Source organism: Pseudomonas sp. NFPP12 (genome assembly GCF_900103205.1).
GTDB classification, from domain to species: Bacteria; Pseudomonadota; Gammaproteobacteria; order Pseudomonadales; family Pseudomonadaceae; genus Aquipseudomonas; species Aquipseudomonas protegens.
Map to the genome: position 1 here is coordinate 427,205 of NZ_FMWW01000004.1, position 24,197 is coordinate 451,401.

Here is a 24,197-nt window from a genome sequence, read left to right on the forward strand (position 1 = left end):
ACTGCGCGACCTGTACTCATGCCGGTGAAAAAAGACTGGGTTCGGCCTGCACCAAAGCAAAGCGCGGGACCTGCTCGCCGTCAACTTCGACCGACTCCAGGAACATGCTCAAGGGCCGCACCCAAAAGCCGTAATCCCCATACAGGGCTTGGTAGAACACCACTTCTTCTTCCGTTTCCGAGTGCCGCGCCACGCTGAAAACGCGGTACTGCGGCCCCTTGTAATGCTGATAGAGCCCGGGTTGTAACTGCATGCTCTGGCCCTCGTGCAATTTTTTCAAAATAAAGACAAACAAATCTTCAGAAAAACAAAAACCGGGGCACTGGGCCCCGGCTTCCATCAACCCAACGCTTAAACGCGTTCGAAGACGGTCGAGATACCCTGGCCAAGGCCGATGCACATGGTGGACACCCCGAAGGTGCCGCCATTCTGCTTCATGACATTGAGCAGGGTCCCGGAGATACGTGCGCCGGAGCAACCGAACGGGTGACCCAGGGCGATCGCGCCGCCGTGCAGGTTAACCTTCTCGTTCATCTTGTCGAGCACTTTCAGATCTTTCAGCACTGGCAGGGCCTGTGCAGCGAAAGCTTCGTTGAGCTCGAAGAAGTCGATATCGTTGATGCCCAGGCCCGCGCGCTTCAGGGCTTTCTGCGTGGCCGGTACTGGACCATAGCCCATGATGGCCGGATCCACACCTGCAACGGCCATCGAACGAATCACCGCCATCGGCTGGATACCCAGGTCCTGGGCACGCTGGGCCGACATCACGATCATGCACGAGGCACCGTCGGTGATCTGCGACGAAGTACCGGCAGTCACGGTACCACCTTTAGGGTTGAACGCCGGCTTCAGGGCCGCCAGGCTCTCCAGGGTGGTCTCGGGACGGATGGTTTCGTCGTAGTCGAACAGTTTCAGGAAACCGTTCTCGTCGTAACCCTGCATCGGGATGATTTCATCCTTGAACTTGCCTTCCACAGTCGCCTTGTGGGCGAGCTGGTGCGAGCGCACGCCAAAGGCGTCCTGCTGCTCACGGGTGATGCCGTGCATCTTGCCCAGCATCTCGGCGGTCAGGCCCATCATGCCGGAGGCTTTGGCTGCGTACAGGGACATGTGCGGGTTCGGATCGACACCGTGCATCATGCTCACATGGCCCATGTGCTCGACGCCGCCGACCACGAACACGTCACCGTTGCCAGTCATGATCGCTTGCGCGGCAGTGTGCAAAGCACTCATGGACGAGCCACACAGGCGGCTGACGGTCTGGCCGGCCGAGGTGTGCGGGATCTGGGTCATCAGCGACGCCATGCGCGCGATGTTCCAGCCCTGCTCCAGGGTCTGGTTGACGCAGCCCCAGATCACGTCCTCGACTTCCGCCGGGTCGACCTTGGCGTTGCGTTCCAGCAGTTTGCTGATCAGGTGCGCCGACATGTCTTCGGCGCGGGTGTTGCGGTGCATGCCGCCCTTGGAGCGGCCCATCGGAGTACGACCGAAGTCGACAATCACGACGTCTCTAGGATTCAAGCTCATATGTTCACTCTCGCTCTAGTGTGGGCGCTTAACCGAAGAAGCTCTGGCCGTTCTTGGCCATTTCACGCAGCTTCGCGGTCGGGTGGTACAGCGCGCCCAGATCGGCGTACTGGTCGGCCAGGGCAACGAACTCGGCAACACCGATGGAATCGATGTAGCGCAGCGCACCGCCACGGAATGGAGGGAAACCAATGCCGTAGACCAGGCCCATGTCAGCTTCGGCAGCGGTTTCAACGATGCCGTCTTCCAGGCAACGAACGGTTTCCAGGCACAACGGGATCATCATCCAGTTGATGATGTCTTCGTCGGTGACTTCACGCTGCTCGTAGACAATCGGCTTGAGCACTTCCAGCACCGACGGATCGGCCACCTTCTTCTGCTTGCCCTTCTTGTCGGTTTCGTAGGCGTAGAAGCCCTTGCCGTTCTTCTGGCCCAGGCGCTTGGCTTCGTAGAGCACGTCCACGGCCGAGCGGCGATCGTCCTTCATGCGATCCGGGAAGCCTTCGGCCATGACGTCGCGACCGTGGTGGCCGGTGTCGATGCCGACCACGTCCATCAGGTACGCCGGGCCCATTGGCCAGCCGAATTTCTCCATGATCTTGTCGATGCGCACGAAGTCCACACCGGCGCTGACCAGCTTGGCGAAACCGCCGAAGTACGGGAACAGCACGCGGTTGACCAAAAAGCCCGGGCAGTCGTTGACCACGATCGGGTTCTTGCCCATTTTCTTGGCGTAGGCAACGGTGGTGGCAACGGCCAGCTCGCTGGACTTCTCGCCACGGATCACTTCCACCAGCGGCATCATGTGCACCGGGTTGAAGAAGTGCATGCCGACGAAGTTTTCCGGACGCTTGAGAGCCTTGGCCAGCAGGCTGATGGAAATGGTCGAGGTGTTGGACGCCAGGATGGTGTCCTCCTTGACCTGGCCTTCCACTTCAGCCAGTACGATCTGCTTGACCTTGGGGTTCTCGACCACGGCTTCAACCACCAGGTCGACGTTGCCGAAGTCACCGTAGGACAGGGTCGGACGAATGCCGTTGAGCACTTCAGCCATCTTCGCGGCGGTCATGCGGCCTTTGTCAACACGGCCCACCAGCAGTTTTGCGGCTTCCGCCAGCCCCTGCTCGATGCCGTGTTCGTTGATGTCCTTCATCAGGATCGGCGTACCTTTGGAGGCCGACTGGTAGGCGATGCCGCCACCCATGATACCGGCGCCGAGTACGGCGGCCTGCTTCACGTCCTTGGCGATTTCGTCGTAGGCCTTGGCCTTTTTCTTCAGTTCCTGATCGTTCAGGAACAGGCCGATCAGGCTTTGCGCAGCAGAGGTCTTGGCCAGTTTGACGAAGCCGGCAGCCTCTACTTCCAAGGCTTTGTCGCGACCGAAGTTGGCGGCTTTCTGAATGGTCTTGATCGCTTCGACCGGTGCCGGGTAGTTCGGGCCAGCCTGGCCGGCCACGAAACCTTTGGCGGTTTCGAAAGCCATCATCTGCTCAATGGCGTTGAGCTTGAGCTTTTCCAGCTTAGGCTGGCGCTTGGCCTTGTAGTCGAACTCGCCGGAAATGGCGCGCTTGACCAGGGCCAGAGCGGCGTCCTTGAGTTTGTCGGGAGCAACCACGGCGTCGACGGCACCGACTTTCAGCGCGTCTTCAGCACGGTTTTCCTTGCCGGCGGCAATCCACTCGATGGCGTTGTCGGCACCGATCAGACGCGGCAGGCGCACGGTACCGCCGAAGCCCGGGTAGATGCCCAGCTTGACTTCCGGCAAGCCGATCTTGGCACTGGCAGCCATGACGCGGTAGTCCGCCGCCAGGCACATTTCCAGGCCGCCGCCCAGGGCGATGCCGTTGATCGCGGCAACGGTTGGCACGTTGAGGTCTTCGAAATCGCTGAAGATCTTGTTGGCTTCGAGGTTGCCTGCCACCAGCTCGGCATCCGGCAGCTTGAAGTTGTCGACAAACTCGGTGATGTCGGCGCCGACGATGAACACGTCCTTGCCGCTGCTGACGATCACGCCCTTGATCGAAGCATCTGCCTTGATGGTGTCAACAGCCTGACGCAATTCGTTCAGGGTTAGACGGTTGAACTTGTTGACGGACTCACCCTTGAGGTCGAAATTCAATTCGACGATGCCACTTTCAAGAGCCTTAACCGTGATGGCTTTACCTTCGTAAATCATCAACTGATCTCCACGATATGGAAGCTGAACAGTACACGTCGGACGCTGACTTCTGGCATGGCACTAACGTCACCGTCGATGCTAACGCCAATCCGCCAGGCACACCCGCCAACGCGATAGTCGGGATTCTGTATAGAGCCGCCTGCGATGCAAACGCTCATTTCATACGCCCGTTTGATTTGGGTACGCCACATTCAGGGAAAATCCAGCAATTGTCAATCGTCCAAAATGCTGTTTGAAACGCGACTTTGCGGTCACTCCATTGCTCCCTGGACGATCAACACACCCCTGTATTCATAGCCATTCATAGGATCTATATTTAGAAAATGCGCCCTAAATCTCCCACTGAATGGGATAAAGAGCGACTACGCTGGGAAAATATCTGAAGAAGCCGCACAGTTTGTGTGACAGGGGCGCCGCCCCATTCTGCAAGAGGCCACCCCGGGTGGCAGCCACGAGATTACCGGCCTGCCTGGCCATCCCCGCCCGATGCTGATATCGGGCTTTTTATTGCCGGCTGCCCGCGATTGCCGCGCGCACCCTCCCCTGGATGACTCAGGCCAACGCCTTGAGCACCGAGGCAATATCCTGCAAAACACTGACCTCGCCACGCTCGTTCCAGTACAGGGCGATCATCTGCTTGTCCGCCTCGACCTTGAACACCCCTGCCGGCAAGGCCTGGAAGTGCTTGAGCAGTGACTCATCGACACAGGGCTCGCGCCACTGATTGACCCAGTTGCCCGGCGCGATCTGCCAATAACTCCAACACACAGGCTGCCCGCTGCGCCGTGGCCGGTGATACTGCGGGCAAGGGTTGGGCGGCTCCTGGCCCAGCCAGTGCGGCCACTCCTGAGGGGCCAGTTGCATGGCCAGGCCCATGCGTCGCGCCTCCATGCGCAAGGCGATCAATCCGCTCTGGCGACGAGAAGGTCGCAACCACGCCAGCGGACTGAGAACTACCGCAAGGATTGACACCACTATCCAGACCGTCATATCTGTACTCTCGATTTTTGATGAGCGGGACCTGGGTCAAACCAACCCGCTTGAAACCAGCCATACTTGAAGCTATTGCAACCCTCAGGAGGAGCACCTCATGCCCTACCACCATATTCTGGTCGCCGTAGATCTAACCGAAGAGTGCGATCCTGTTATCCACCGTGCTCGCGAGCTGTCGGTGAGCAATGGAGCCAAGCTGTCCCTGGTGCACATTGTCGAACCCATGGCCATGGCCTTCGGGGGCGACGTCCCCATGGATCTTTCGCAGTTGCAGCAGCAACAGTTCGACCAGGCCCGGGAGCGTCTTGATCGGCTGATCAACAAGTACCCGGAGCTGACCAAGGAATACAGCCACCTGACCTACGGCCAGCCGCGCCAGGAAATCCATCACCTGGCCAAGGAACAGGAATGCGACCTGATCGTGGTCGGCAGCCACGGCCGACATGGCCTGGCCCTGCTGCTGGGCTCCACCGCCAATGACGTCCTGCACGGCGCGCCTTGCGACGTGCTGGCCGTGCACCTGGTCAAACGCTGAACCCGCCCCGAGGGTTGCCGGCTCCCAAAAGCCGGCAAGCGCACTGAAAAAAAGCCCGACTCTGCAGTCGGGCTTTTTTATCAGCGACCGGTCACTCAGGCATCCAATTCGGCCCAGCGCTCGACCATCTGCTCCAGTTCGGCATTCAACTGCTCAAGGCGGGCAATTACCGCTGCAGTTTCCGCCGCCGGGCGCTGATAGAAACCAGCGTCGGCCATTTCCGCCTCGACCCCGGCAATCTGCTGCTCCATGGCATCGATCTGCCCCGGCAAAGCCTCAAGCTCGCGCTGCAATTTGTAGCTGAGCTTCTTTTTCGCCGCCGGCGCTTCCTGGGCAGGAGCCGGAGCCGCCTGTACCGGTGCCACCACTGCAGAATTCAGCTCGGCCTTGCCGGACTTGTTCTCGGTCACTCCCAGCAACCGCGGCGAACCGCCCTGGCGCAACCAGTCCTGATAGCCGCCGACGTACTCGCGCACCTTGCCTTCGCCTTCGAAGACCAGGGTGCTGGTCACCACGTTGTCGAGGAATGCCCGGTCGTGGCTGACCATCAGCACAGTGCCCTGGAAGGTCAGCAGCACCTCTTCCAGCAGTTCGAGGGTTTCCACATCCAGGTCGTTGGTCGGTTCATCGAGCACCAGCAGGTTGGCCGGTTTACTGAACAGCTTGGCCAGCAGCAACCGCGCACGCTCGCCGCCAGACAACGCCTTGACCGGCGTGCGAGCACGCTGCGGGCTGAACAGGAAGTCGCCGAGGTAGCTCAGCACGTGGCGGCTCTGGCCATCGATCTCAATGAAGTCGCGACCTTCGGCGACGTTGTCGATCACGGTCTTTTCCAGATCCAGTTGATGGCGCAACTGGTCGAAGTAGGCCACGTCGATACGCGTACCCTCTTCCACCTTACCGCTGCTGGGCACCAGGCCACCGAGCATCAGCTTGAGCAGCGTGGTCTTGCCGGTACCGTTGGCGCCCAAGAGGCCGATGCGGTCGCCGCGCTGCAGGACCATGGAGAAGTCCTTGACCAGGAACGGACCGTCCGGGTGAGCGAAGCTGACGTTCTCCAGCACCATCACCTGCTTGCCGGACTTGTCTGCGGTTTCCAGCTGGATATTGGCCTTGCCGGTACGCTCGCGACGTTCGCTGCGCTCGACACGCAGCGCCTTGAGGGCGCGCACGCGGCCTTCGTTGCGGGTGCGCCGGGCCTTGATGCCCTGGCGAATCCAGACTTCCTCCTGGGCCAGGCGCTTGTCGAACAGCGCGTTGGCGGTTTCTTCCGCCGCCAGCATGGCTTCCTTGTGCACCAGGAAGCTGGCGTAGTCGCCGTTCCAGTCGATCAGGCCGCCGCGGTCCAGTTCGAGGATGCGGGTGGCCAGGTTCTGCAGGAAGGAACGGTCGTGGGTAATAAAGAGGACGGCCCCCTGGAAATCCTTCAGCGCCTCTTCCAGCCAGGCGATGGCACCGATGTCCAGGTGGTTGGTGGGCTCGTCGAGCAGCAGCAGGTCCGGCTCGGACACCAGGGCCTGGGCCAGCAGCACGCGACGACGCCAGCCGCCGGACAACTCGGCGAGGGTCTTGTCGGCCGGCAGCTGCAGGCGGCTCAGGGTGCTGTCCACCAGTTGTTGCAGGCGCCAGCCGTCACGGGCTTCGAGGTCGTGCTGGACGTGCATCAGTTTTTCCAGATCGGCGTCGGTGACGATGTTCTGGCTCAGGTGGTGGTACTGAGCCAGCAACTCGCCGACACCGTCCAGGCCCTGGGCGACCACGTCGAACACGGTCCGCTCGTCGGCCACCGGCAATTCCTGGGGCAATTCGCCGATCTTCAGACCGGGTGCGCGCCATACGGAGCCGTCGTCGGGCTTCTGATCGCCCTTGACCAGCTTCATCATGCTGGATTTGCCAGTACCGTTACGGCCGATGATGCACACCCGCTCACCACGGGCGATCTGCCAGGACACCTTGTCCAACAACGGCATGGCGCCGAAAGCAAGGGACACATCGCTGAATTTGAGCAGGGTCATGTTCTTCTCCAAAAACCGGGCGCGCATTCTACCTGAGTTGAGCCCGCAGAAGGCCGGGTATTTCGCCCACGAGGGCGCTCGCGGCACATTTGTTGCCAACTGATGCCAGCAGGCCGGCAAAGCTTTCACCGGTTGCTGGCAAAAGGCTAAGCTAGTGAGCAATCAGTGTTGGCCCTGTCGGCACTTGTCATGATTTCTCTGCCCGGATGTCTCATGCGCAGTCGCCTTTTCAGTGTTTTATCTTGCCTGCTTCTTTCCACCACAGCCGTCCACTGCGCCCAGGCGGCAGACCTGACTCTACAGCGCCAGTATTACGATGAAGCCAAGCGCGCCCTGGCCAAAGGCGATTCCGGCCCTTATTTCCGTTATGCCGATGCGCTGCGCGACTATCCGCTGGAGCCCTACCTGGCCTACGACGAGCTCACGGCCCGGCTGAAATCCGCCAGCAACCCCGAGATCGAGAAGTTCCTCGCCGAACATGGCGACCTGCCCCAGGCCAACTGGATGAAACTGCGCTGGTTGCGCTGGCTGGCCGAACGCGGCGACTGGGCGACCTTCACCAAGTACTACGATCCGAAACTCAACTTCACCGAACTGGACTGCCTCAATGGCCAGTACCAGCTGGGGCACAACCTCAAGGCCGAAGGCTACGCCGCCACCGAGAAGCTCTGGCTGACCGGCAAATCCCAACCTGCTGCCTGCGACGCGTTGTTCGCCCAGTGGGCCGCCGAAGGCCAGTTGACCGAACAGAAGCGCTGGCAGCGAGCCAAACTGGCTGCCGAGGCCCGCAACTATCCCCTGGCCAACAGCCTGGTAAAGAGCATGACCACCCTGGCGCCCCAGGGCCGCCTGCTGGTGGACGTGGCGCAAAAACCCGAACTGCTGAGCCAGCCCTCGCGCTTCCAGCCTGCCGATGAAGCCATGTCCGACGTGGTTGGCCTCGGCCTGCGCCGCCTGGCGCGCCAGGATCCGGACAAGGCCATGGCCCTGCTGGATGGCTATGCCAGCAGCATGCACTTTTCCCGTGACGAAAAAGTGGCCATCGCCCGCGAGATCGGCCTGACCCTGGCACGGCGCTTCGACAGCCGCGCCCTGGACGTGATGACCAAGTACGATCCCGAGCTGCGGGACAACACCGTCTCCGAATGGCGCCTGCGCCTGCTGCTGCGCCTGGCGCGCTGGGAAGACGCCTACCAGCTGACCCGCAAGCTGCCCCAGGACCTGGCCACCACCAACCGCTGGCGCTACTGGCAGGCCCGTAGCCTGGAACTGGCCGAACCGAAGAACCCTCAGGCCCAGGTATTGTTCAAGGGCCTGGCCCGGGAGCGGGATTTCTACGGCTTCCTTGCCGCCGATCACGCCAAGGCGCCCTACCAGCTCAACAACCAGCCGCTGATGCTCAGCCAGGCCGTGATCAACAAGGTACGCAACACCCCGGGTGTACGCCGCGCCCTGGAGCTGCATGCCCGCGGGCAGATCGTCGACGGCCGCCGCGAGTGGTACCACGTCAGCCGGCATTTCAACCGCGACGAAATGGTTGCCCAGGCCAAGCTGGCCTACGACCTGAAATGGTACTTCCCGGCCATTCGCACCATCAGCCAGGCCCAGTACTGGGATGACCTGGACATCCGCTTCCCCATGGCCCACCGCGACACCCTGGTGCGCGAAGCCAAGGTTCGCGGCCTGCATTCCAGCTGGGTGTTCGCCATTACCCGCCAGGAAAGCGCCTTCATGGACGACGCCCGTTCCGGCGTCGGCGCCAGCGGCCTGATGCAACTGATGCCCGGCACCGCCAAGGAAACCGCGCGCAAGTTCAGCATTCCCCTGGCCTCGCCCCAGCAAGTGCTGGACCCGGACAAGAACATCCAGTTGGGCGCCGCCTACCTGAGCCAGGTCCACAGCCAGTTCAACGGCAACCGGGTACTGGCTTCCGCCGCCTACAACGCCGGCCCCGGGCGGGTGCGCCAGTGGCTCAAGGGGGCCGACCACCTGAGTTTCGATGTCTGGGTGGAAAGCATTCCTTTCGACGAAACCCGCCAGTACGTGCAGAACGTACTGTCCTACTCGGTGATCTACGGCCAGAAGCTCAATTCGCCGCAGCCCCTGGTGGACTGGCACGAACGCTACTTCGACGATCAGTAAGCACCGACCCACAACAAAAAATGCCCGCAGCAATGCGGGCATTTTTGTATCTCCCCCCCCAATACCTATAGCCGCTGCCGAGCCTGCGACCGGGCGCGAAGTGGCCGTAAAGCGCTCGCTACGTTGGCGAGGACTACGTGCTCGTGCGCAGCCTCGCCGGCTCAGCAGCGACTACAGGGATCAGGGGGGCGTGGGCTCAGCCATCGCTGAATTGCAGGGCCGCCAGGCGCGCATACAAGGGGTTGCTGGCAATCAGTTGCTGGTGGGTACCCACCGCGACCAGCCTGCCCTGGTCCATGACCGCGATCCGGTCGGCATTCTTCACCGTGGCCAGGCGATGGGCGATCACCAGGGTGGTGCGGTTCTTCATCAGGCTGGGCAAGGCCTGCTGGATCAGATGCTCGCTTTGCGCGTCGAGGGCGCTGGTGGCTTCGTCCAGTAGCAGGATCGGCGCGTCCACCAGCAAGGCCCGAGCTATCGCCAGGCGCTGGCGCTGGCCGCCCGAAAGGCCAAGCCCGGCATCCCCCAGGTGGGTCTGGTAGCGCTCGGGCATCTGTTCGATGAACTCATGGGCATAGGCGATCTTCGCCGCTTCCTGGACCTGGGCCAGGGTCGCCTCGGGATTGCCGTAGCGAATGTTCTCCTCGATGCTGCCGTAGAACAGCGCCGGGCTTTGCGAAACCAGGGCGAAGCAGCGGCGCAAGTCCAGCGGGTCGAGCTGGGTCAGGGCCACGCCATCCAGCAAGATCCTTCCCTGCTGCGGGTCGTAGAAGCGCAGCAACAGATCATAAAGGGTGGATTTACCAGCCCCGGAAGGCCCCACCAACGCCAGAGTCTCTCCGGCCCGGATGCTCAGGCTCAAACCATCGATCGCGAAGCGGTCGGGCCGTGACGGATAGGAAAACCGCAGACCGTCCAACTCCAGATCACCCCGCACCCGCGCAGGCAGGCTTACCAGCCCGTCGGCGGGCGGCTGGATGATATTGTCCGCCCGCAACAATTCGGCAATCCGCTCCGCCGCACCGGCCGCGCGCTGCAACTCGCCGATCACTTCGCTCAGGGTGCCGAAGGCACTGCCGACAATCAGGCTGTAGAAGACGAATGCCGCCAGCTCGCCGCCGGAGATGCGCCCGGCAATCACGTCCATGCCACCGACCCAGAGCATCACCCCCACCGCCCCCAGCACCAGGACGATCACCAGGGTGATCAGCCAGGCACGCTGGACAATCCGCTTGCGCGCCGTGTCGAACGCCTGCTCCACGGTCACGGCAAACCGCCGTTCATCCTGGGGTTGGTGGTTGTAGGCCTGGACCGTCTTGATCTGGCCGAGGGTTTCCGAGACATAGCTGCCGACATCGGCAATCCGGTCCTGGCTCAGGCGCGACAGGCTGCGCACCCGCCGACCGAAGATCAGGATTGGCGCCAGCACCAGCGGCAAGGCGATGACCACAATGCTGGTGAGCTTGGGGTTGGTGACAAACAGCAGCACGATCCCCCCCAGCACCATCAGCGCATTGCGCAAAAACAGCGACAGCGAAGACCCGATCACCGATTGCAGCAAGGTGGTATCCGCGGTCAAGCGCGACTGAATTTCCGAGCTGCGGTTGTTTTCGTAAAACCCGGGATGCAGGTAGATCAGGTGATTGAACACCTGGCGCCGGATATCCGCCACGCAACGCTCGCCAATCCACGACACCAGGTAAAAGCGCACGAAGGTACCCACCGCCAGCGCCAGCACCAGCAGCAGGAACAGGCCGATGGACTGGTTCAACAGATGGGGCGATTGAGTCATGAAGCCCTGGTCCACCAACAGGCGAATGCCCTGCCCCATGGACAGGGTAATGCCGGCGGTAACTATCAGTGCCAGCAAGGCGCCCAGCGCCTGCCAACGGTAGGGAGCGACAAAGCGGCTGGCCAGATGCAGCGCCCGGCGGTGACGAGAAGAAAGCATGCTGTTCATCCATTGACGCACCGGCGAGCCGTTCGTTGCAGCAACGGCAACGAGATGAATTCGCAGGAACTTTGGTAAATCACAATGAGTCAGGTTGATTATGACCGCTGACACTAGAGCCTAGAGATTATCGGTCTAATCCGTGGCTGGCACTCCCCGGGCATTTCTGTTGGAGTGAAGTCGCCGGGCCAGCCCTCGCGGCGGTCTGTAACAGCTTGGTCACCCGGCCATTCTAGAGTAAGCACACAACCTGATGAGGAGACAGGCCATGTCCTTGCAACACAGCAGCAATGACAAGATTCAAGTGATCCGTACCCAGCCGAACCAGTCTCTGGGGTGTGCCATCATCGACGCCCAGGGTCGCGAAGTACCTATTACTGAAGACATGATCCAGAACGCCTGCCGCGAACTGGAAAAGCGACTGGTCAAGCCTGCTCGGCAAGATTGACACACAGCCTCACGTCCTCTTGACCCGGCCTTGCGGCCGGGTTTTTTATGCGCGGTTTCAGGCTTCCCTGGCACCCAAGGCACGGACGATCCGGCTCAAGGCCGCGGACTCGCCCTGGATGCGCACTTCCAGGCCGTCGATCTCGCGGCGCTCCGGATAATGCTTGCGCAGACCATCGAAGGCGCTGCGCTGCTGAGCTACATCATCCGACAGGCTACGGCGAAAATCCGCATCGTCACGACGCGGGTCATACACGGCACGGCAGATCATCGCCAGGGCCCAGGCCGGGTCCGCATTGGCATTCAGGCTGACCTGAGGCACCCAGGGCGCCGGCAGCAAGGCCGACAGGCTGACCTGCTCGGCCTGCCCGAGGAAACGGCAGTAGGCCTGATAGATCTGCGCCGTGCCCCGTTGCTTGCCGTCCAGGCTGTAACCGGCGATATGCGGCGTCGCCAGCACGCAGAGGTCCGCCAGGGAAGCATCCACCGTCGGCTCCTCTTCCCAGACATCCAGCACCGCCTGCAAGTCCTCGCGCTGGCGCAGGACCTCAGCCAGGGCCCGGTTATCCACCACCGGGCCACGGGCCGCGTTGATCAGCCAGGTGCCGTGCCTGAGCCGGTTCAGCCGCTGGCGATCCAGCAGGTGCCAGGTGGAGTCTTGCCCGCTCTTGGTCAGGGGTGTGTGCAAGCTGATGACATCGCAGCGCTCGAGCAACTGCTCCAGGCTGACATAGTCACCGCCTTCCGCCGCCTGCCGCTGCGGATCGCAGACCAGCACATTCCAGCCCAGGCCGCGCAGCACCTCGATCAGGCGCCCGCCCACTTCACCGGCACCGACCACGCCATAGCAACGCTGCGCCAGGTCCACGCCTTCGATCTCGGCCAGGGTCAGCAGGCTACCCAGCACATAGTCCACCACGCCCCGGGCGTTACAGCCCGGGGCGCTGGACCAGGTGATCCCGGCCTGCTGGAAATACTCCAGGTCCAGGTGATCGGTGCCGATGGTGCAGGTGCCGACAAACCGCACCGGGCTGCCTTCCAGCAACTGGCGGTCGACCTGGGTCACCGAGCGCACCAGCAACACATCTGCCTGCTCCACGGTCGCCCGGTCGATGGCGCGCCCGGGGAAACGCCGGATCTCGCCGAAACCGGCAAAGAACTCTTCGATCAGGGGGATATTTTCGTCGGCAACAATCAACATGGCAGGCTCCTCTGGCGGAGCCGCAGTGTAGGCGCAGATGCCAGGCCGGGCTAGCGCGGCATGCGCGCGAACCGGCATTTTCACCCCCCCCGGCGCTTACAAATCCACAACACGGGATGTTTTCCTGACTGAGATGTCAACGCGTAGACTGTCGCGTCCTGCGCAACACCACCTATGGACGCTACGCCCCGTGAATTCCGTGACTGACTCCCCTGCCGCCACCGCCACCAGCCGCCCTGCCCGGGTCGGCCGTGAACTGCATGACCTGCTGGTACTGGCCCTGCCCATCATGATTGCCCAGGTGGCCACCACCGCCATGGGCTTTGTCGATGCCGTGATGGCCGGCCGGGTCGGCCCGCGAGATCTGGCAGCCGTCGCCCTGGGCAACTCGATCTGGATTCCGGTGTTCCTGCTGATGACCGGCACCCTGCTGGCCACCACGCCCAAGGTGGCGCAGCGCTTCGGCGCCGGCAACCTGCACGAGATCGGCCCGCTGGTGCGCCAGGCACTGTGGCTCGCCGTGGTGGCCGGGATCTCGGCCCTGCTGATACTGATCAGTGCCGAGCCGGTGCTGCACCTGATGAATGTCGATCCGGAACTGATCAAGCCCTGCATGGGCTACCTGCACGGCATCGCCAGTGGCTTGCCGGCGGTAGCGCTGTACTACGTGCTGCGCTGCCTCAGCGATGGCCTGGGCCGCACGGTGCCGAGCATGGTCATCGGCCTGGGAGGCCTGGCCCTGAACATCCCTATCAACTACATCTTCATCTATGGCCATTTCGGTGTACCGGCCATGGGCGGCGTCGGTTGCGGCTGGGCCACGGCCATCGTGATGTGGGCCATGATGCTGGGCATGGCCGGCTGGATTTTCTGGGCACCGGCCTACCGCAAGATCCAGTTGTTCAGCCGCTTCGACTGGCCGCAAGGGGCGATGATCGGGCGCTTGCTGAGCATCGGCCTGCCCATCGGCATTGCAGTGTTCGCCGAATCGAGCATTTTCGCGGTGATCGCCCTGCTGATCGGCAGCCTGGGGGCCACGGTGGTGGCCGGGCACCAGATCGCCCTCAACGTCAGCGCCCTGATGTTCATGATTCCCTACTCCCTGGCCATGGCGGTGACCGTGCGGGTCGGCCAGGCCCTGGGCCGCCAGCAACCCCGCAATGCGCGCTTCAGCGCCGGCGTCGGCATGGCCACGTCACTGGCCTACGCCTGCCTTTCGGCGAGCCTGATGTTCTTCCTGCGTGAGCCCATCGCCACCATCTACACCACCGACCCGATGGTGATTCAGGTCGCTTCGATGCTGATTGTGTATGCGGCGCTGTTCCAGTTTTCCGATGGCATCCAGGTCACGGCGGCCGGCGCATTGCGCGGCTACCAGGACACTCGGGTGACCATGATCCTGACCCTGTTCGCCTACTGGGGGATTGGCTTGCCGGTGGGCTACGCCCTGGGCCTGACCGACTGGTTCGGCCCGGCGCGGGGCCCGAGCGGCCTGTGGGAGGGCCTGATCGTGGGCTTGAGCTGCGCGGCGCTGATGCTGTCGATCCGCCTGACCCGCAGCGCGCGCAAGCAGATCCGCATCAGCCGCTCGGCGGGTTAATCGAGCTTCTTGCGGATCCAGTAGAGGTAGGTACCTGCCTCTTCCTGCTGCGCTACCAGTTCATGGTCGAGAAACACGCAGAACTTGGGAATGTCGCGGCGGGTGGAGGGGTCGGTGGCAATCACCTTCAACAGCCCGCCCGGCGGCAGGTCGCGGATGTGCTGGTGCAGCATCATCACCGGCTCCGGGCAGTTGAGGCCGGTGGCGTCGAGGGTGCCGTCAACCGGCGTATCGATAATCTGACTCATGAATCACTCCTGAAACTGGCCGGCATTGTCGCGCAATACCGCCATCGGTTCATCTGTTGCCGTTATTCCACGGCCCCGGTCCTGCCGTAGGAGCTGGCTGCCAGCGAAGGCATCCTCACGCCTTGCACCAGTGCGGGGCCTTTTTCGCCGGCAAGCCGGCTCCTACCAGGAAGCGGCGGTATTTCGCCTACTACGCCGATTTGGGCTTTTTCAGATCCAGGCGCCGCAGGTGGCAGGTGACTTCCTCGCGGTCGTGGTACAGCTGCTTGCAGCCAATGGCCACGCGAATGCCCCGGGCCTTGAAGCCTTCTTCGATGCGCTCCAGCAAGCGCTTCACTTCGGCATAGCGCTGCTTCATCGGCAGCTTGAGGTTGACCACCGCCTCGCGGCAGTGCCCCTCGCCGATCCAGGTCTCCAGCAGCGCGGCGTTGCGCGCCGGTTTCTCGACGATGTCGCAGACCATCCAGTCCACCGGCTGCCTGGGCTTGTAGGTAAAGCCGTCCGCCATCAGGTGCTGCACCAGGCCGGTGTCCATCAGGCTTTCAGCCATGGGGCCGTTGTCCACGGCGGTCACCAGCATGCCGCGGTTGACCAGTTGCCAGGTCCAGCCGCCCGGGGCAGCCCCCAGGTCGACGCCGGTCATGTCGCCATGCAGACGCTCGTCCCACTGGTCCCGAGGAATGAAATGGTGCCAGGCCTCTTCCAGCTTCAGGGTCGAGCGGCTCGGCGCTTCCCGGGGGAATTTCAGCCGTGGAATGCCCATGGGCCACATGGCCGAGTTGCCGGCATCAGCCAGGCCGACAAAGACTTCCCGACCGCTCTTGAAGGTCAGCAACAAGCGCGGTTTGGTCGCGTCGTCCACCAGCGTGCCGGCCGCGGTCAGGGCCTTGCGCAGGGGTGCTTCGAACTTCTTGCAGAAGTTGGACAGCTCCTTGCCATCGTTGGTGTCCACCACTTCCAGCCACAGACTGCCGCACTGCGGGAAGTTGGCCAGGTAGGCAAGGATCACGCTGATGCGGTCGGTTTCCGGCAGGTCGATGAAGCCGCCCCGGGCCCACTGCCGGGGAAAGATCAGCTCCGGGAAGCGCAGGCCCTGCATCAGACGCTGGGCCCCGTCGTCCTCGGTGCAGATGAACTCGGCGCAGGCGGTGCTGGGCTTGGCCTTGGCATAACCGGCGACATTCAGCCGGGCCGCGTGGTCGGCGATCTCGGAGCAGACTTCGCCCTCGAAGCCGGGCCGGCAATGGATAAACAGGGTGTTCATTGAATCTCCTGGGCAAATGGCGATGAATCGATGCGCAAACCTGCCCTGTAGCAAAGCCTGTCACGAAAACCGGCGCATGATAACCGAGTTCGGAACCTTGGACTGAGCCCAGCAGTCCAGTGATTAGCTATAAGCCCCAAACAGAGCTAGGTTAACTCTCTGTCCGTATCACAGGCCCGTAGCCGTGCGGGCCACAAGGAGTCATTCAATGCCATCCCTCGATAGCCTGAAAACCCTTAAGACCCTAAAAGTCGACGACAAGACTTATCACTATTTCAGCCTGCCGGACGCCGCCAGGAGCCTGGGTGATATCGACACCCTGCCCATGTCGCTGAAAGTCCTGCTGGAAAACCTGTTGCGCTGGGAAGACGACAAGACCGTCACCGGCGCCGACCTCAAGGCCATCGCGGCCTGGCTCAAGGAGCGCCGCTCCGACCGCGAGATCCAGTACCGCCCCGCACGGGTGCTGATGCAGGACTTCACCGGGGTGCCGGCGGTGGTCGACCTGGCCGCGATGCGCGCCGCCATGGCCAAGGCCGGTGGCGATCCGCAGCGGATCAACCCGCTGTCACCGGTGGACCTGGTGATCGACCACTCGGTGATGGTGGACAAATTCGCCAGCAGCAGCGCCTTCGAGCAGAACGTCGATATCGAGATGCAACGCAACGGCGAGCGCTATGCCTTCCTGCGCTGGGGCCAGAGCGCCTTCGACAACTTCAGCGTGGTACCGCCGGGCACCGGCATCTGCCACCAGGTCAACCTGGAATACCTGGGGCGCACGGTCTGGACCAAGGACGAGGACGGCCGCACCTACGCCTTCCCCGATACCCTGGTGGGCACCGACTCCCACACCACCATGATCAATGGCCTTGGCGTACTGGGCTGGGGCGTGGGCGGGATCGAAGCCGAGGCGGCGATGCTCGGCCAGCCGGTGTCGATGCTGATTCCCGAAGTCATCGGCTTCAAGCTCACCGGCAAGCTCAAGGAAGGCATCACCGCCACCGACCTGGTGCTGACGGTGACCCAGATGCTGCGCAAGAAAGGTGTGGTCGGCAAATTCGTCGAGTTCTACGGTGACGGTCTGGCCGACCTGCCCCTGGCGGACCGTGCCACCATCGCCAACATGGCACCGGAATACGGCGCCACCTGCGGCTTCTTCCCGGTGGATGACATCACCCTGGACTACCTGCGCCTGTCCGGGCGCCCCGACGAGTTGGTGAAACTGGTGGAGGCCTACAGCAAGGCCCAGGGCCTGTGGCGCCTGCCGGGCAAGGAGCCGGTATTCACCGACAGCCTGGCGCTGGACATGGGCACCGTGGAGGCCAGCCTCGCTGGCCCCAAACGGCCGCAGGACCGGGTTGCACTGCCCAACGTTGCCCAGGCTTTCACTGACTTCCTCGACCTGCAGTTCAAACCCACCAGCAAGGAAGAAGGCCGCCTGGAAAGCGAAGGTGGCGGTGGTGTGGCGGTGGGCAACGCGGACCTGGTGGGCGAAGCCGACTACCAGTACGACGGCCAGACCTATCGCCTGAAAAACGGTGCCGTGGTGATCGCGGCCATCACCTCCTGCACCAACACCTCCAACCCCAGCGTCATGATGGCCGCCGGCCTGGTGGCGAAGAAGGCCGTGGAAAAAGGCCTGCAACGCAAACCCTGGGTCAAGAGCTCGCTGGCCCCAGGTTCCAAGGTGGTGACCGACTACTACAAGGCTGCCGGCCTGACGCCCTACCTGGACCAACTGGGCTTCGATCTGGTGGGATACGGCTGCACCACCTGCATCGGCAACTCCGGCCCGCTGCAGGAGCCGATCGAGAAAGCCATCCAGCAGGCCGACCTCAGCGTGGCCTCGGTGCTGTCGGGCAACCGCAACTTCGAGGGCCGGGTGCATCCACTGGTGAAAACCAACTGGCTGGCCTCGCCCCCCCTGGTCGTGGCCTATGCCCTGGCGGGCACGGTGCGCATCGACATCAGCAGCGAGCCTCTGGGCCAGGGCAAGGACGGCCAGCCGGTGTACCTGCGGGACATCTGGCCCAGCAGCAAGGAGATCGCCGACGCCGTGGCCCAGGTCAACACTCGGATGTTCCACAAGGAGTACGCCGAAGTGTTCGCCGGGGATGCACAGTGGCAAGCCATCGAAGTGCCGCAGGCCGCCACCTATGTGTGGCAGGACGACTCCACCTATATCCAGCACCCGCCGTTCTTCGATGACATCGCCGGCCCGCTGCCGCAGATCACCGATGTCAGCGGCGCCCGGGTACTGGCCCTGCTGGGGGACTCGGTGACCACCGACCACATCTCCCCGGCCGGCAACATCAAGGCCGACAGCCCGGCTGGCCGCTACCTGCGGGACAAGGGCGTGGAACCGCGGGACTTCAACTCCTACGGCTCACGGCGCGGCAACCACGAAGTGATGATGCGCGGTACCTTCGCCAACATCCGCATTCGCAACGAAATGCTCGGCGGCGAGGAAGGTGGCAACACCTTGTACATTCCCACCGGCGAGAAGTTGGCGATCTATGACGCAGCCATGCGCTACCAGGCCGACGGCACGCCGCTGATGGTGATCGCCGGCCAGGAATACGGCACCGGTTCGAGCCGCGACTGGGCGGCCAAAGGCACCAACCTGCTGGGAGTCAAGGCAGTGATCGCCGAAAGCTTCGAACGTATCCACCGCTCCAACCTGGTGGGCATGGGCGTCCTGCCCTTGCAGTTCAAGCTGGACCAGAACCGCAAGAGCCTGAAGCTGACCGGCAAGGAAACCCTGGACATTCTCGGCCTCAGCGGTACGGAACTGACGCCGCGGATGAACCTGACCCTGGTGATCACCCGTGAGGATGGCAGCCAGGAGAAGATCGAGGTGCTGTGCCGCATCGATACCTTGAATGAAGTGGAATACTTCAAGTCCGGCGGGATCCTGCACTACGTTCTGCGGCAACTGATTGCCTCCTGACGCTGCCTGAAAAAAAACACCGCCTTCGGGCGGTGTTTTGCATTGGGCTGCCGTGCCAGGACGAGGTGGTTATACTGCGCGCCCGCCAAATCTGACTCACCGGTCGCAATGGCGACTACAGATCCGGCGCAGTACTACGTCTCTGCAATACCCATTCTTACGCAACAAGGATTCCCCATGACCGCTCTGCCATGGATGTACCTGGCACTTCTTTCCATTGGCTACGCACTGGCCCTGAGCTACGGGCAACTGGGCCTGCTGGCCGCCCTGTCGATCTTGCTGCTGTTGGCTGCCGGCTTTGCCGTGCGCCAGCAACGCAGCCGCGTCGGCCAGTACCTGGGCCACGGCCTGTTCGTGGTGCTCGCTCTGGCCCTGGCCATGCACTGGCTGCCCGGGTTCTACAATGGCCGGGCCATCGACCCGCAACGCTTCACCGACGATGCCGTGCCCTTCTCCCTGTACCTGAACCAGGACAAGCCGCTGATCGGCTTCTGGCTGCTGCTGGTATGCCCGTGGATAGTCGGGCGGCGCTCACTGCGCCTGTCGCTGTATGCCACCGCCGCGGCCCTGACTCTGTGTGCGGTAGCCGCACTGGGCGGCGCGCTGCTAATGGGCATGATCAATTGGGCGCCGAAATGGCCGGAGCAGGCCTGGCTCTGGGTGCTGAACAACCTGCTGCTGGTGACCCTGGTGGAAGAGGCGCTGTTCCGCGGCTATATCCAGGGTGGCCTGAGCCGGCGCTTCAAGGCCCTGCCCTACGGCGAGAACCTGGCGCTGCTGTGCGCGGCGCTGCTGTTCGGCCTGGTGCACCTGGGCGCGGGGTGGCAATGGACCCTACTGGCAGGCATCGCCGGCGTCGGCTACGGTCTGGCCTATCGTTTTGGCGGCCTGGGGGCGGCGATAGCCACTCACTTCGGTCTCAACCTGTTGCATTTCGGCCTCTTCACCTACCCGATGCTGGCCGGATAACCCGCCAGCTGTTTTACCAAACCAGTACTTCAGGACTATTGACTGCCAAGGAAGAACGTCAATGATTAGCCCCTCGCCAACGCCGGCTGAAACCTGTCGGCGCTTTTTGCAAGCGACACATTCTGCCAATGAGACCCAGAGCCGATTATTGAAAAATAATTTCAATAATCGGTTGAAGCGGCCGACAACCTATCAAAGCCTTGCGGATTGAAAAACCATGCGTAATAACCAGCCTGTCACTCAGCGCGAACGTACCTTCCCGGCTCAACAACGGTTGATTTCCACCACCGACGCCAAAGGCGTGATCACCTACTGCAATGACGCCTTTGTCGAGATCAGTGGGTTCTCCCGTGAAGAACTGGTTCGCGCACCGCACAACCTGGTACGTCACCCTGATGTGCCGGCGGCGGTGTTCGCGCACATGTGGGGCACCTTGAAACAAGGCTTGCCATGGATGGGCATCGTCAAGAACCGCTGCAAGACCGGCGACCACTACTGGGTCAACGCCTATGTGACACCGATCTTCGAAGGCAGCCAGGTGGTAGGTTACGAGTCGGTCCGGGTCAAGCCCACCGCCGAACAGGTGCGCCGCGCCGAAGCCCTCTACCAGCGCATCAACACTGGCAAGTCGGCCATTCCCAAGCGTGACAAGTGGCTGCCTGTGCTGCAGGACTGGCTGCCGTTCATCCTGGTCAGCCAGCTGAGCTTCATGATCGGTGCCTGGCTCAACTCCCACTGGGGCTTCGCCCTGGCCGCCGCGCTCTCGGTGCCCCTGGGCCTGCTGGGCCTGAGCTGGCAGCAGCGCGGCCTCAAGCGCCTGCTGCGCCTGGCCGAGCAGACCACCTCCGACCCGCTGATCGCTCAGATGTACACCGACAGCCGCGGCGCCCAGGCCCGCCTGGAGATGTCGATCCTGAGCCAGGAAGCGCGCTTGAAGACCTGCCTGACCCGCCTGCAGGACACGGCCGAGCACCTCAACGAGCAGGCCCGCCAGTCCGACACCCTGGCCCACAACAGCTCCAGCGGCCTGGAGCGCCAACGGGTCGAGACCGAACAGGTGGCCACCGCGGTCAACCAGATGGCCGCCACCACCCAGGAAGTGGCCAGCCACGTGCAACGCACCGCCGACGCAACCCAGGAAGCCAATCGCCTGACCGGCCGTGGCCGCGATATCGCCGGCGAAACCCGCGAAGCCATCCAGCGCCTGTCGGTGGTGGTGGGCGAAACCGGGCTGACGGTAACCCAACTGGCCAAGGACAGTGACGAGATCGGCGGCGTTGTCGACGTGATCAAGGGCATTGCCGACCAGACCAACCTGCTGGCCCTGAACGCAGCCATCGAAGCCGCCCGCGCCGGTGAAATGGGCCGCGGCTTTGCCGTGGTGGCCGACGAGGTGCGTCAGTTGGCGCAGCGCACCAGTGAATCCACCGGGCAGATCCATACCCTGATCGCCAAGCTGCAGCAGACAGCCGCCACCGCCGTTCAGACCATGGACGCTGGTCATCGTCAGGCCGAAGAAGGCGTGGCCCGGGTGCTGGAAGCCGACCAGGCACTGGTGGGCATCAGCGAAGCGGTGGCCAACATCACCGACATGACCACCCAGATCGCTGCCGCCACCGAAGAGCAAAGCTCGGTGGCCGAAGAGATCAGCCGCAACATCAGCACCATCGCGCAACTGGCGGACCAGACTTCGGAGCAGGCCCAGCATTCGGCCGAGCTCAGCGAAGCGCTGACCCGCACCGCAAACACCCAGTACTCGCTGGTGGAGCGCTTCAACCGCTAAGCCCCCCCTTAGGGCCGGCAACAAAAAACCGGAAGCCAAGGCTTCCGGTTTTTTTATGCCCGCAAACCCACCCGACAACCGTAGGAGCGAGCTTGCTCGCGATAAATCTTCACCGCGCTCCAAATTCGAAGGCCGGGTGAACGTTTCGCGAGCAAGCTCGCTCCTGCAGGATCAGCTCAGCGCTTTCAGGAAGGCAGCAACCTTGAGCGCCGCAGATTCCAGATGCTGCTCATGGCTGAAACCCGAGGCCTTCAGGGGCTTGAGATCGTGATCAGCGGCCGTCAGCCAGTACAACTCGATACTGGCTGCCAATGTGTAGGCCTCGACCGCCTGGCGATTGCCCAGGGCGTCACGCTCGCCCTGCACGATCAAGCTTGGCACTGACAGATCAGCCAGATGCGCCACCCGCGGTTTTTCCGGTTTGCCGGCGGCATAGAACGGATAGCCCAGGCACACCAATGCATCGGCCTGCAGTTCATCGGCCAGCAAACTGGCCATGCGCCCGCCCATGGACTTGCCGCCCACCGCCAACACCCCAGTGACATAAGGTCGCACCAGGGCATGCACCTCGCGCCAGCATTCCAGCAGCCTGGGCGCCGGGTTAGGCGGGCGTTTGCCGCCGTCCAGGCGCCGCTGGGCCATGTAGGGAAACTCGAAGCGCAAGACGTTCACCCCATGTCCCGCAAGGCGTACAGCAATATCGTTCATGAACCCACTGTCCATGGGCGCGCCGGCGCCATGGGCGAGGATCAGGGTCGGCGCCGACCGCACCTCGACGCCCTGCGCGACATCCCACAACCAGCCCCGCTCCCGCACACACTGCGCCCATTGACCCCCGTCAATACTGGCCTTGTGCTCATTGCTCATGCTTGCCTCGCTTTTAGTCTGCCTATAACTCCAGACGAAGTGAGCGCGCCTTGCCGTGCGCAGTCGCTTTCACTTCAACTGAACCGTGGATGGGGAACCATGAACACTTCTATCAGTACCGCCTACAACTACAAGGTGGTCCGCCAATTCGCCATTATGACGGTGGTGTGGGGCATCGTCGGCATGGGGCTCGGGGTTTTTCTCGCTGCCCAGTTGGTCTGGCCCGAACTCAACTTCGACTTACCGTGGACCAGCTTCGGCCGTCTGCGGCCATTGCACACCAACGCGGTGATCTTCGCCTTCGGCGGCTGTGCGCTGTTTGCCAGCTCGTTCTACTCGGTGCAACGCACCTGCCAGACCACGCTGTTCGCGCCGAAAATCGCCGCGTTCTGCTTCTGGGGCTGGCAACTGGTGATCCTCCTGGCGGCCATCAGCCTGCCACTGGGCTACACCAGCTCCAAGGAATACGCCGAACTGGAATGGCCGATCGATATCCTGATCACCATTGTCTGGGTGGCCTACGCCATCGTGTTCTTCGGCACCCTGATGCAGCGCAAGACCAAGCACATCTATGTGGGTAACTGGTTCTTCGGCGCGTTCATCATCACCGTGGCCATCCTGCACATCGTCAACAACCTGGAACTGCCGGTCAGCTTCACCAAGTCCTACTCGGTGTATGCCGGTGCGACCGATGCGATGGTGCAATGGTGGTACGGCCACAACGCCGTGGGCTTCTTCCTGACCGCGGGCTTCCTGGGGATGATGTACTACTTCGTACCCAAGCAGGCCGAGCGCCCGGTGTACTCCTATCGCCTGTCGATCGTGCACTTCTGGGCACTGATCACCCTGTACATCTGGGCCGGTCCGCACCACCTGCACTACACCGCGCTGCCGGACTGGGCTCAGTCCTTAGGGATGGTGATGTCGCTGGTTCTGCTGGCACCAAGCTGGGGCGGCATGATCAACGGCATGATGACCCTCTCGGGCGCCTGGCATAAGCTGCGCAGCGACCCGATCCTGCGGTTCCTGGTGGTATCCCTGGCGTTCTACGGCATGTCGACCTTCGAAGGTCCGATGATGGCGATCAAGACCGTCAACGCCCTCTCCCACTACACCGACTGGACCATCGGCCACGTACACGCCGGCGCCCTCGGCTGGGTAGCGATGATCTCCATCGGCGCGCTGTACCACCTGATCCCGAAAGTCTTCGGCCGCGAGCAGATGTACAGCACCGGCCTGATCAACACCCACTTCTGGCTGGCTACCATCGGCACCGTGCTCTACATCGCTTCGATGTGGGTCAACGGTATCGCCCAGGGCCTGATGTGGCGTGCGGTCAACGAGGACGGCACTCTCACCTACTCCTTCGTCGAAACCCTGGTGGCCAGCCACCCAGGCTTCATCGTGCGACTGGTGGGTGGTGCGATCTTCCTCAGCGGCATGTTCCTGATGGCTTACAACACCTGGCGCACCGTGCGTGCCGCAGTGCCAGCCGAAGTCAACGCCGCTGCGCAGATGGCCTGAGG

Annotated in this window: 18 protein-coding genes; 8 read left to right on the forward strand and 10 right to left on the reverse strand. The window is 62.7% G+C overall.

Annotated features, from left to right (window positions below):
• Positions 1 to 16: 16 nt before the first annotated feature.
• The 4 genes from BLS75_RS19065 to BLS75_RS19085 all read right to left on the reverse strand — a co-directional run bounded on the left by BLS75_RS19065 (position 17) and on the right by BLS75_RS19085 (position 4,696).
• Positions 17 to 253 carry a DUF1653 domain-containing protein gene (locus BLS75_RS19065; RefSeq protein ID WP_019093731.1) on the reverse strand — a complete coding sequence of 79 codons (237 nt, stop codon included), beginning with the start codon at positions 251 to 253 and terminating at the stop codon, positions 17 to 19.
• 98 nt (positions 254 to 351) lie between these two features.
• Entirely contained in the window at positions 352 to 1,527 is a 1,176-nt protein-coding gene (fadA, locus tag BLS75_RS19070) for an acetyl-CoA C-acyltransferase FadA (RefSeq protein WP_011060261.1), read from the reverse strand.
• A gap of 28 nt (positions 1,528 to 1,555) precedes the next feature.
• Complete coding sequence (fadB, locus tag BLS75_RS19075) at positions 1,556 to 3,703, reverse strand: fatty acid oxidation complex subunit alpha FadB (protein WP_011060260.1); 2,148 nt, start codon at positions 3,701 to 3,703, stop codon at positions 1,556 to 1,558.
• Between the two features lie 555 nt (positions 3,704 to 4,258).
• The gene (locus BLS75_RS19085) at positions 4,259 to 4,696 is read right to left on the reverse strand and encodes a hypothetical protein (protein ID WP_011060259.1); all 438 of its coding nucleotides are present in this window, start codon (positions 4,694 to 4,696) and stop codon (positions 4,259 to 4,261) included.
• 100 nt (positions 4,697 to 4,796) lie between these two features.
• Between BLS75_RS19085 and BLS75_RS19090 the strand changes: the two genes are divergently transcribed.
• Positions 4,797 to 5,234: a universal stress protein gene (locus tag BLS75_RS19090; RefSeq protein WP_011060258.1), complete on the forward strand. Its 438-nt coding sequence runs from the start codon at positions 4,797 to 4,799 to the stop codon at positions 5,232 to 5,234.
• 95 nt (positions 5,235 to 5,329) lie between these two features.
• Here the strand turns inward: BLS75_RS19090 and BLS75_RS19095 are convergent, their stop codons facing one another.
• On the reverse strand, positions 5,330 to 7,249 hold the full coding sequence (locus tag BLS75_RS19095) for an ATP-binding cassette domain-containing protein (protein WP_011060257.1): 1,920 nt from the start codon (positions 7,247 to 7,249) through the stop codon (positions 5,330 to 5,332).
• Between the two features lie 213 nt (positions 7,250 to 7,462).
• Here BLS75_RS19095 and BLS75_RS19100 point away from each other — a divergent pair, with 213 nt between their 5' ends.
• Positions 7,463 to 9,391 (forward strand): transglycosylase SLT domain-containing protein, encoded by a 1,929-nt coding sequence (locus BLS75_RS19100; protein ID WP_011060256.1) that lies wholly within the window; start codon positions 7,463 to 7,465, stop codon positions 9,389 to 9,391.
• A 196-nt stretch (positions 9,392 to 9,587) separates the two neighbouring features.
• Here the strand turns inward: BLS75_RS19100 and BLS75_RS19105 are convergent, their stop codons facing one another.
• Positions 9,588 to 11,351, reverse strand: coding sequence for an ABC transporter transmembrane domain-containing protein (locus tag BLS75_RS19105; protein WP_176876761.1), 1,764 nt, complete (start codon positions 11,349 to 11,351; stop codon positions 9,588 to 9,590).
• A 259-nt stretch (positions 11,352 to 11,610) separates the two neighbouring features.
• Between BLS75_RS19105 and BLS75_RS19110 the strand changes: the two genes are divergently transcribed.
• Positions 11,611 to 11,790 carry a PA1571 family protein gene (locus BLS75_RS19110; protein WP_011060254.1) on the forward strand — a complete coding sequence of 60 codons (180 nt, stop codon included), beginning with the start codon at positions 11,611 to 11,613 and terminating at the stop codon, positions 11,788 to 11,790.
• A 57-nt stretch (positions 11,791 to 11,847) separates the two neighbouring features.
• Here the strand turns inward: BLS75_RS19110 and pdxB are convergent, their stop codons facing one another.
• Positions 11,848 to 12,990: a 4-phosphoerythronate dehydrogenase PdxB gene (pdxB, locus tag BLS75_RS19115; protein ID WP_053157146.1), complete on the reverse strand. Its 1,143-nt coding sequence runs from the start codon at positions 12,988 to 12,990 to the stop codon at positions 11,848 to 11,850.
• A 190-nt stretch (positions 12,991 to 13,180) separates the two neighbouring features.
• Between pdxB and BLS75_RS19120 the strand changes: the two genes are divergently transcribed.
• A complete protein-coding gene (locus BLS75_RS19120) occupies positions 13,181 to 14,590 on the forward strand; it encodes an MATE family efflux transporter (RefSeq protein ID WP_019093726.1) in 1,410 nt (469 codons plus the stop codon).
• Here BLS75_RS19120 and tusA read toward each other — a convergent pair.
• Both tusA and rlmM read right to left on the reverse strand, forming a co-directional pair.
• The gene (gene tusA / locus BLS75_RS19125) at positions 14,587 to 14,838 is read right to left on the reverse strand and encodes a sulfurtransferase TusA (RefSeq protein WP_011060251.1); all 252 of its coding nucleotides are present in this window, start codon (positions 14,836 to 14,838) and stop codon (positions 14,587 to 14,589) included. The genes BLS75_RS19120 and tusA overlap by 4 nt on opposite strands.
• 190 nt (positions 14,839 to 15,028) lie before the next feature.
• The gene (gene rlmM, locus BLS75_RS19130) at positions 15,029 to 16,102 is read right to left on the reverse strand and encodes a 23S rRNA (cytidine(2498)-2'-O)-methyltransferase RlmM (RefSeq protein WP_072451570.1); all 1,074 of its coding nucleotides are present in this window, start codon (positions 16,100 to 16,102) and stop codon (positions 15,029 to 15,031) included.
• Between the two features lie 208 nt (positions 16,103 to 16,310).
• Here rlmM and acnA point away from each other — a divergent pair, with 208 nt between their 5' ends.
• The 3 genes from acnA (at position 16,311) to BLS75_RS19145 (ending at position 21,804) form a co-directional block, all read left to right on the forward strand.
• A complete protein-coding gene (gene acnA, locus BLS75_RS19135; protein WP_072451571.1) occupies positions 16,311 to 19,052 on the forward strand; it encodes an aconitate hydratase AcnA in 2,742 nt (913 codons plus the stop codon).
• Between the two features lie 177 nt (positions 19,053 to 19,229).
• On the forward strand, positions 19,230 to 20,021 hold the full coding sequence (locus BLS75_RS19140) for a CPBP family intramembrane glutamic endopeptidase (RefSeq protein WP_072451572.1): 792 nt from the start codon (positions 19,230 to 19,232) through the stop codon (positions 20,019 to 20,021).
• Positions 20,022 to 20,238: 217 nt separating this feature from the next.
• Positions 20,239 to 21,804 carry a methyl-accepting chemotaxis protein gene (locus tag BLS75_RS19145; RefSeq protein ID WP_019094613.1) on the forward strand — a complete coding sequence of 522 codons (1,566 nt, stop codon included), beginning with the start codon at positions 20,239 to 20,241 and terminating at the stop codon, positions 21,802 to 21,804.
• Between the two features lie 171 nt (positions 21,805 to 21,975).
• On the opposite strand, the gene BLS75_RS19150 is transcribed toward BLS75_RS19145, so the two are convergent.
• Positions 21,976 to 22,671: an alpha/beta family hydrolase gene (locus BLS75_RS19150; RefSeq protein WP_072451573.1), complete on the reverse strand. Its 696-nt coding sequence runs from the start codon at positions 22,669 to 22,671 to the stop codon at positions 21,976 to 21,978.
• Positions 22,672 to 22,770: 99 nt separating this feature from the next.
• On the opposite strand from BLS75_RS19150, the gene ccoN reads away from it, so the two are divergent.
• The gene (gene ccoN, locus BLS75_RS19155; RefSeq protein ID WP_011060245.1) at positions 22,771 to 24,195 is read left to right on the forward strand and encodes a cytochrome-c oxidase, cbb3-type subunit I; all 1,425 of its coding nucleotides are present in this window, start codon (positions 22,771 to 22,773) and stop codon (positions 24,193 to 24,195) included.
• Positions 24,196 to 24,197: the final 2 nt, after the last annotated feature.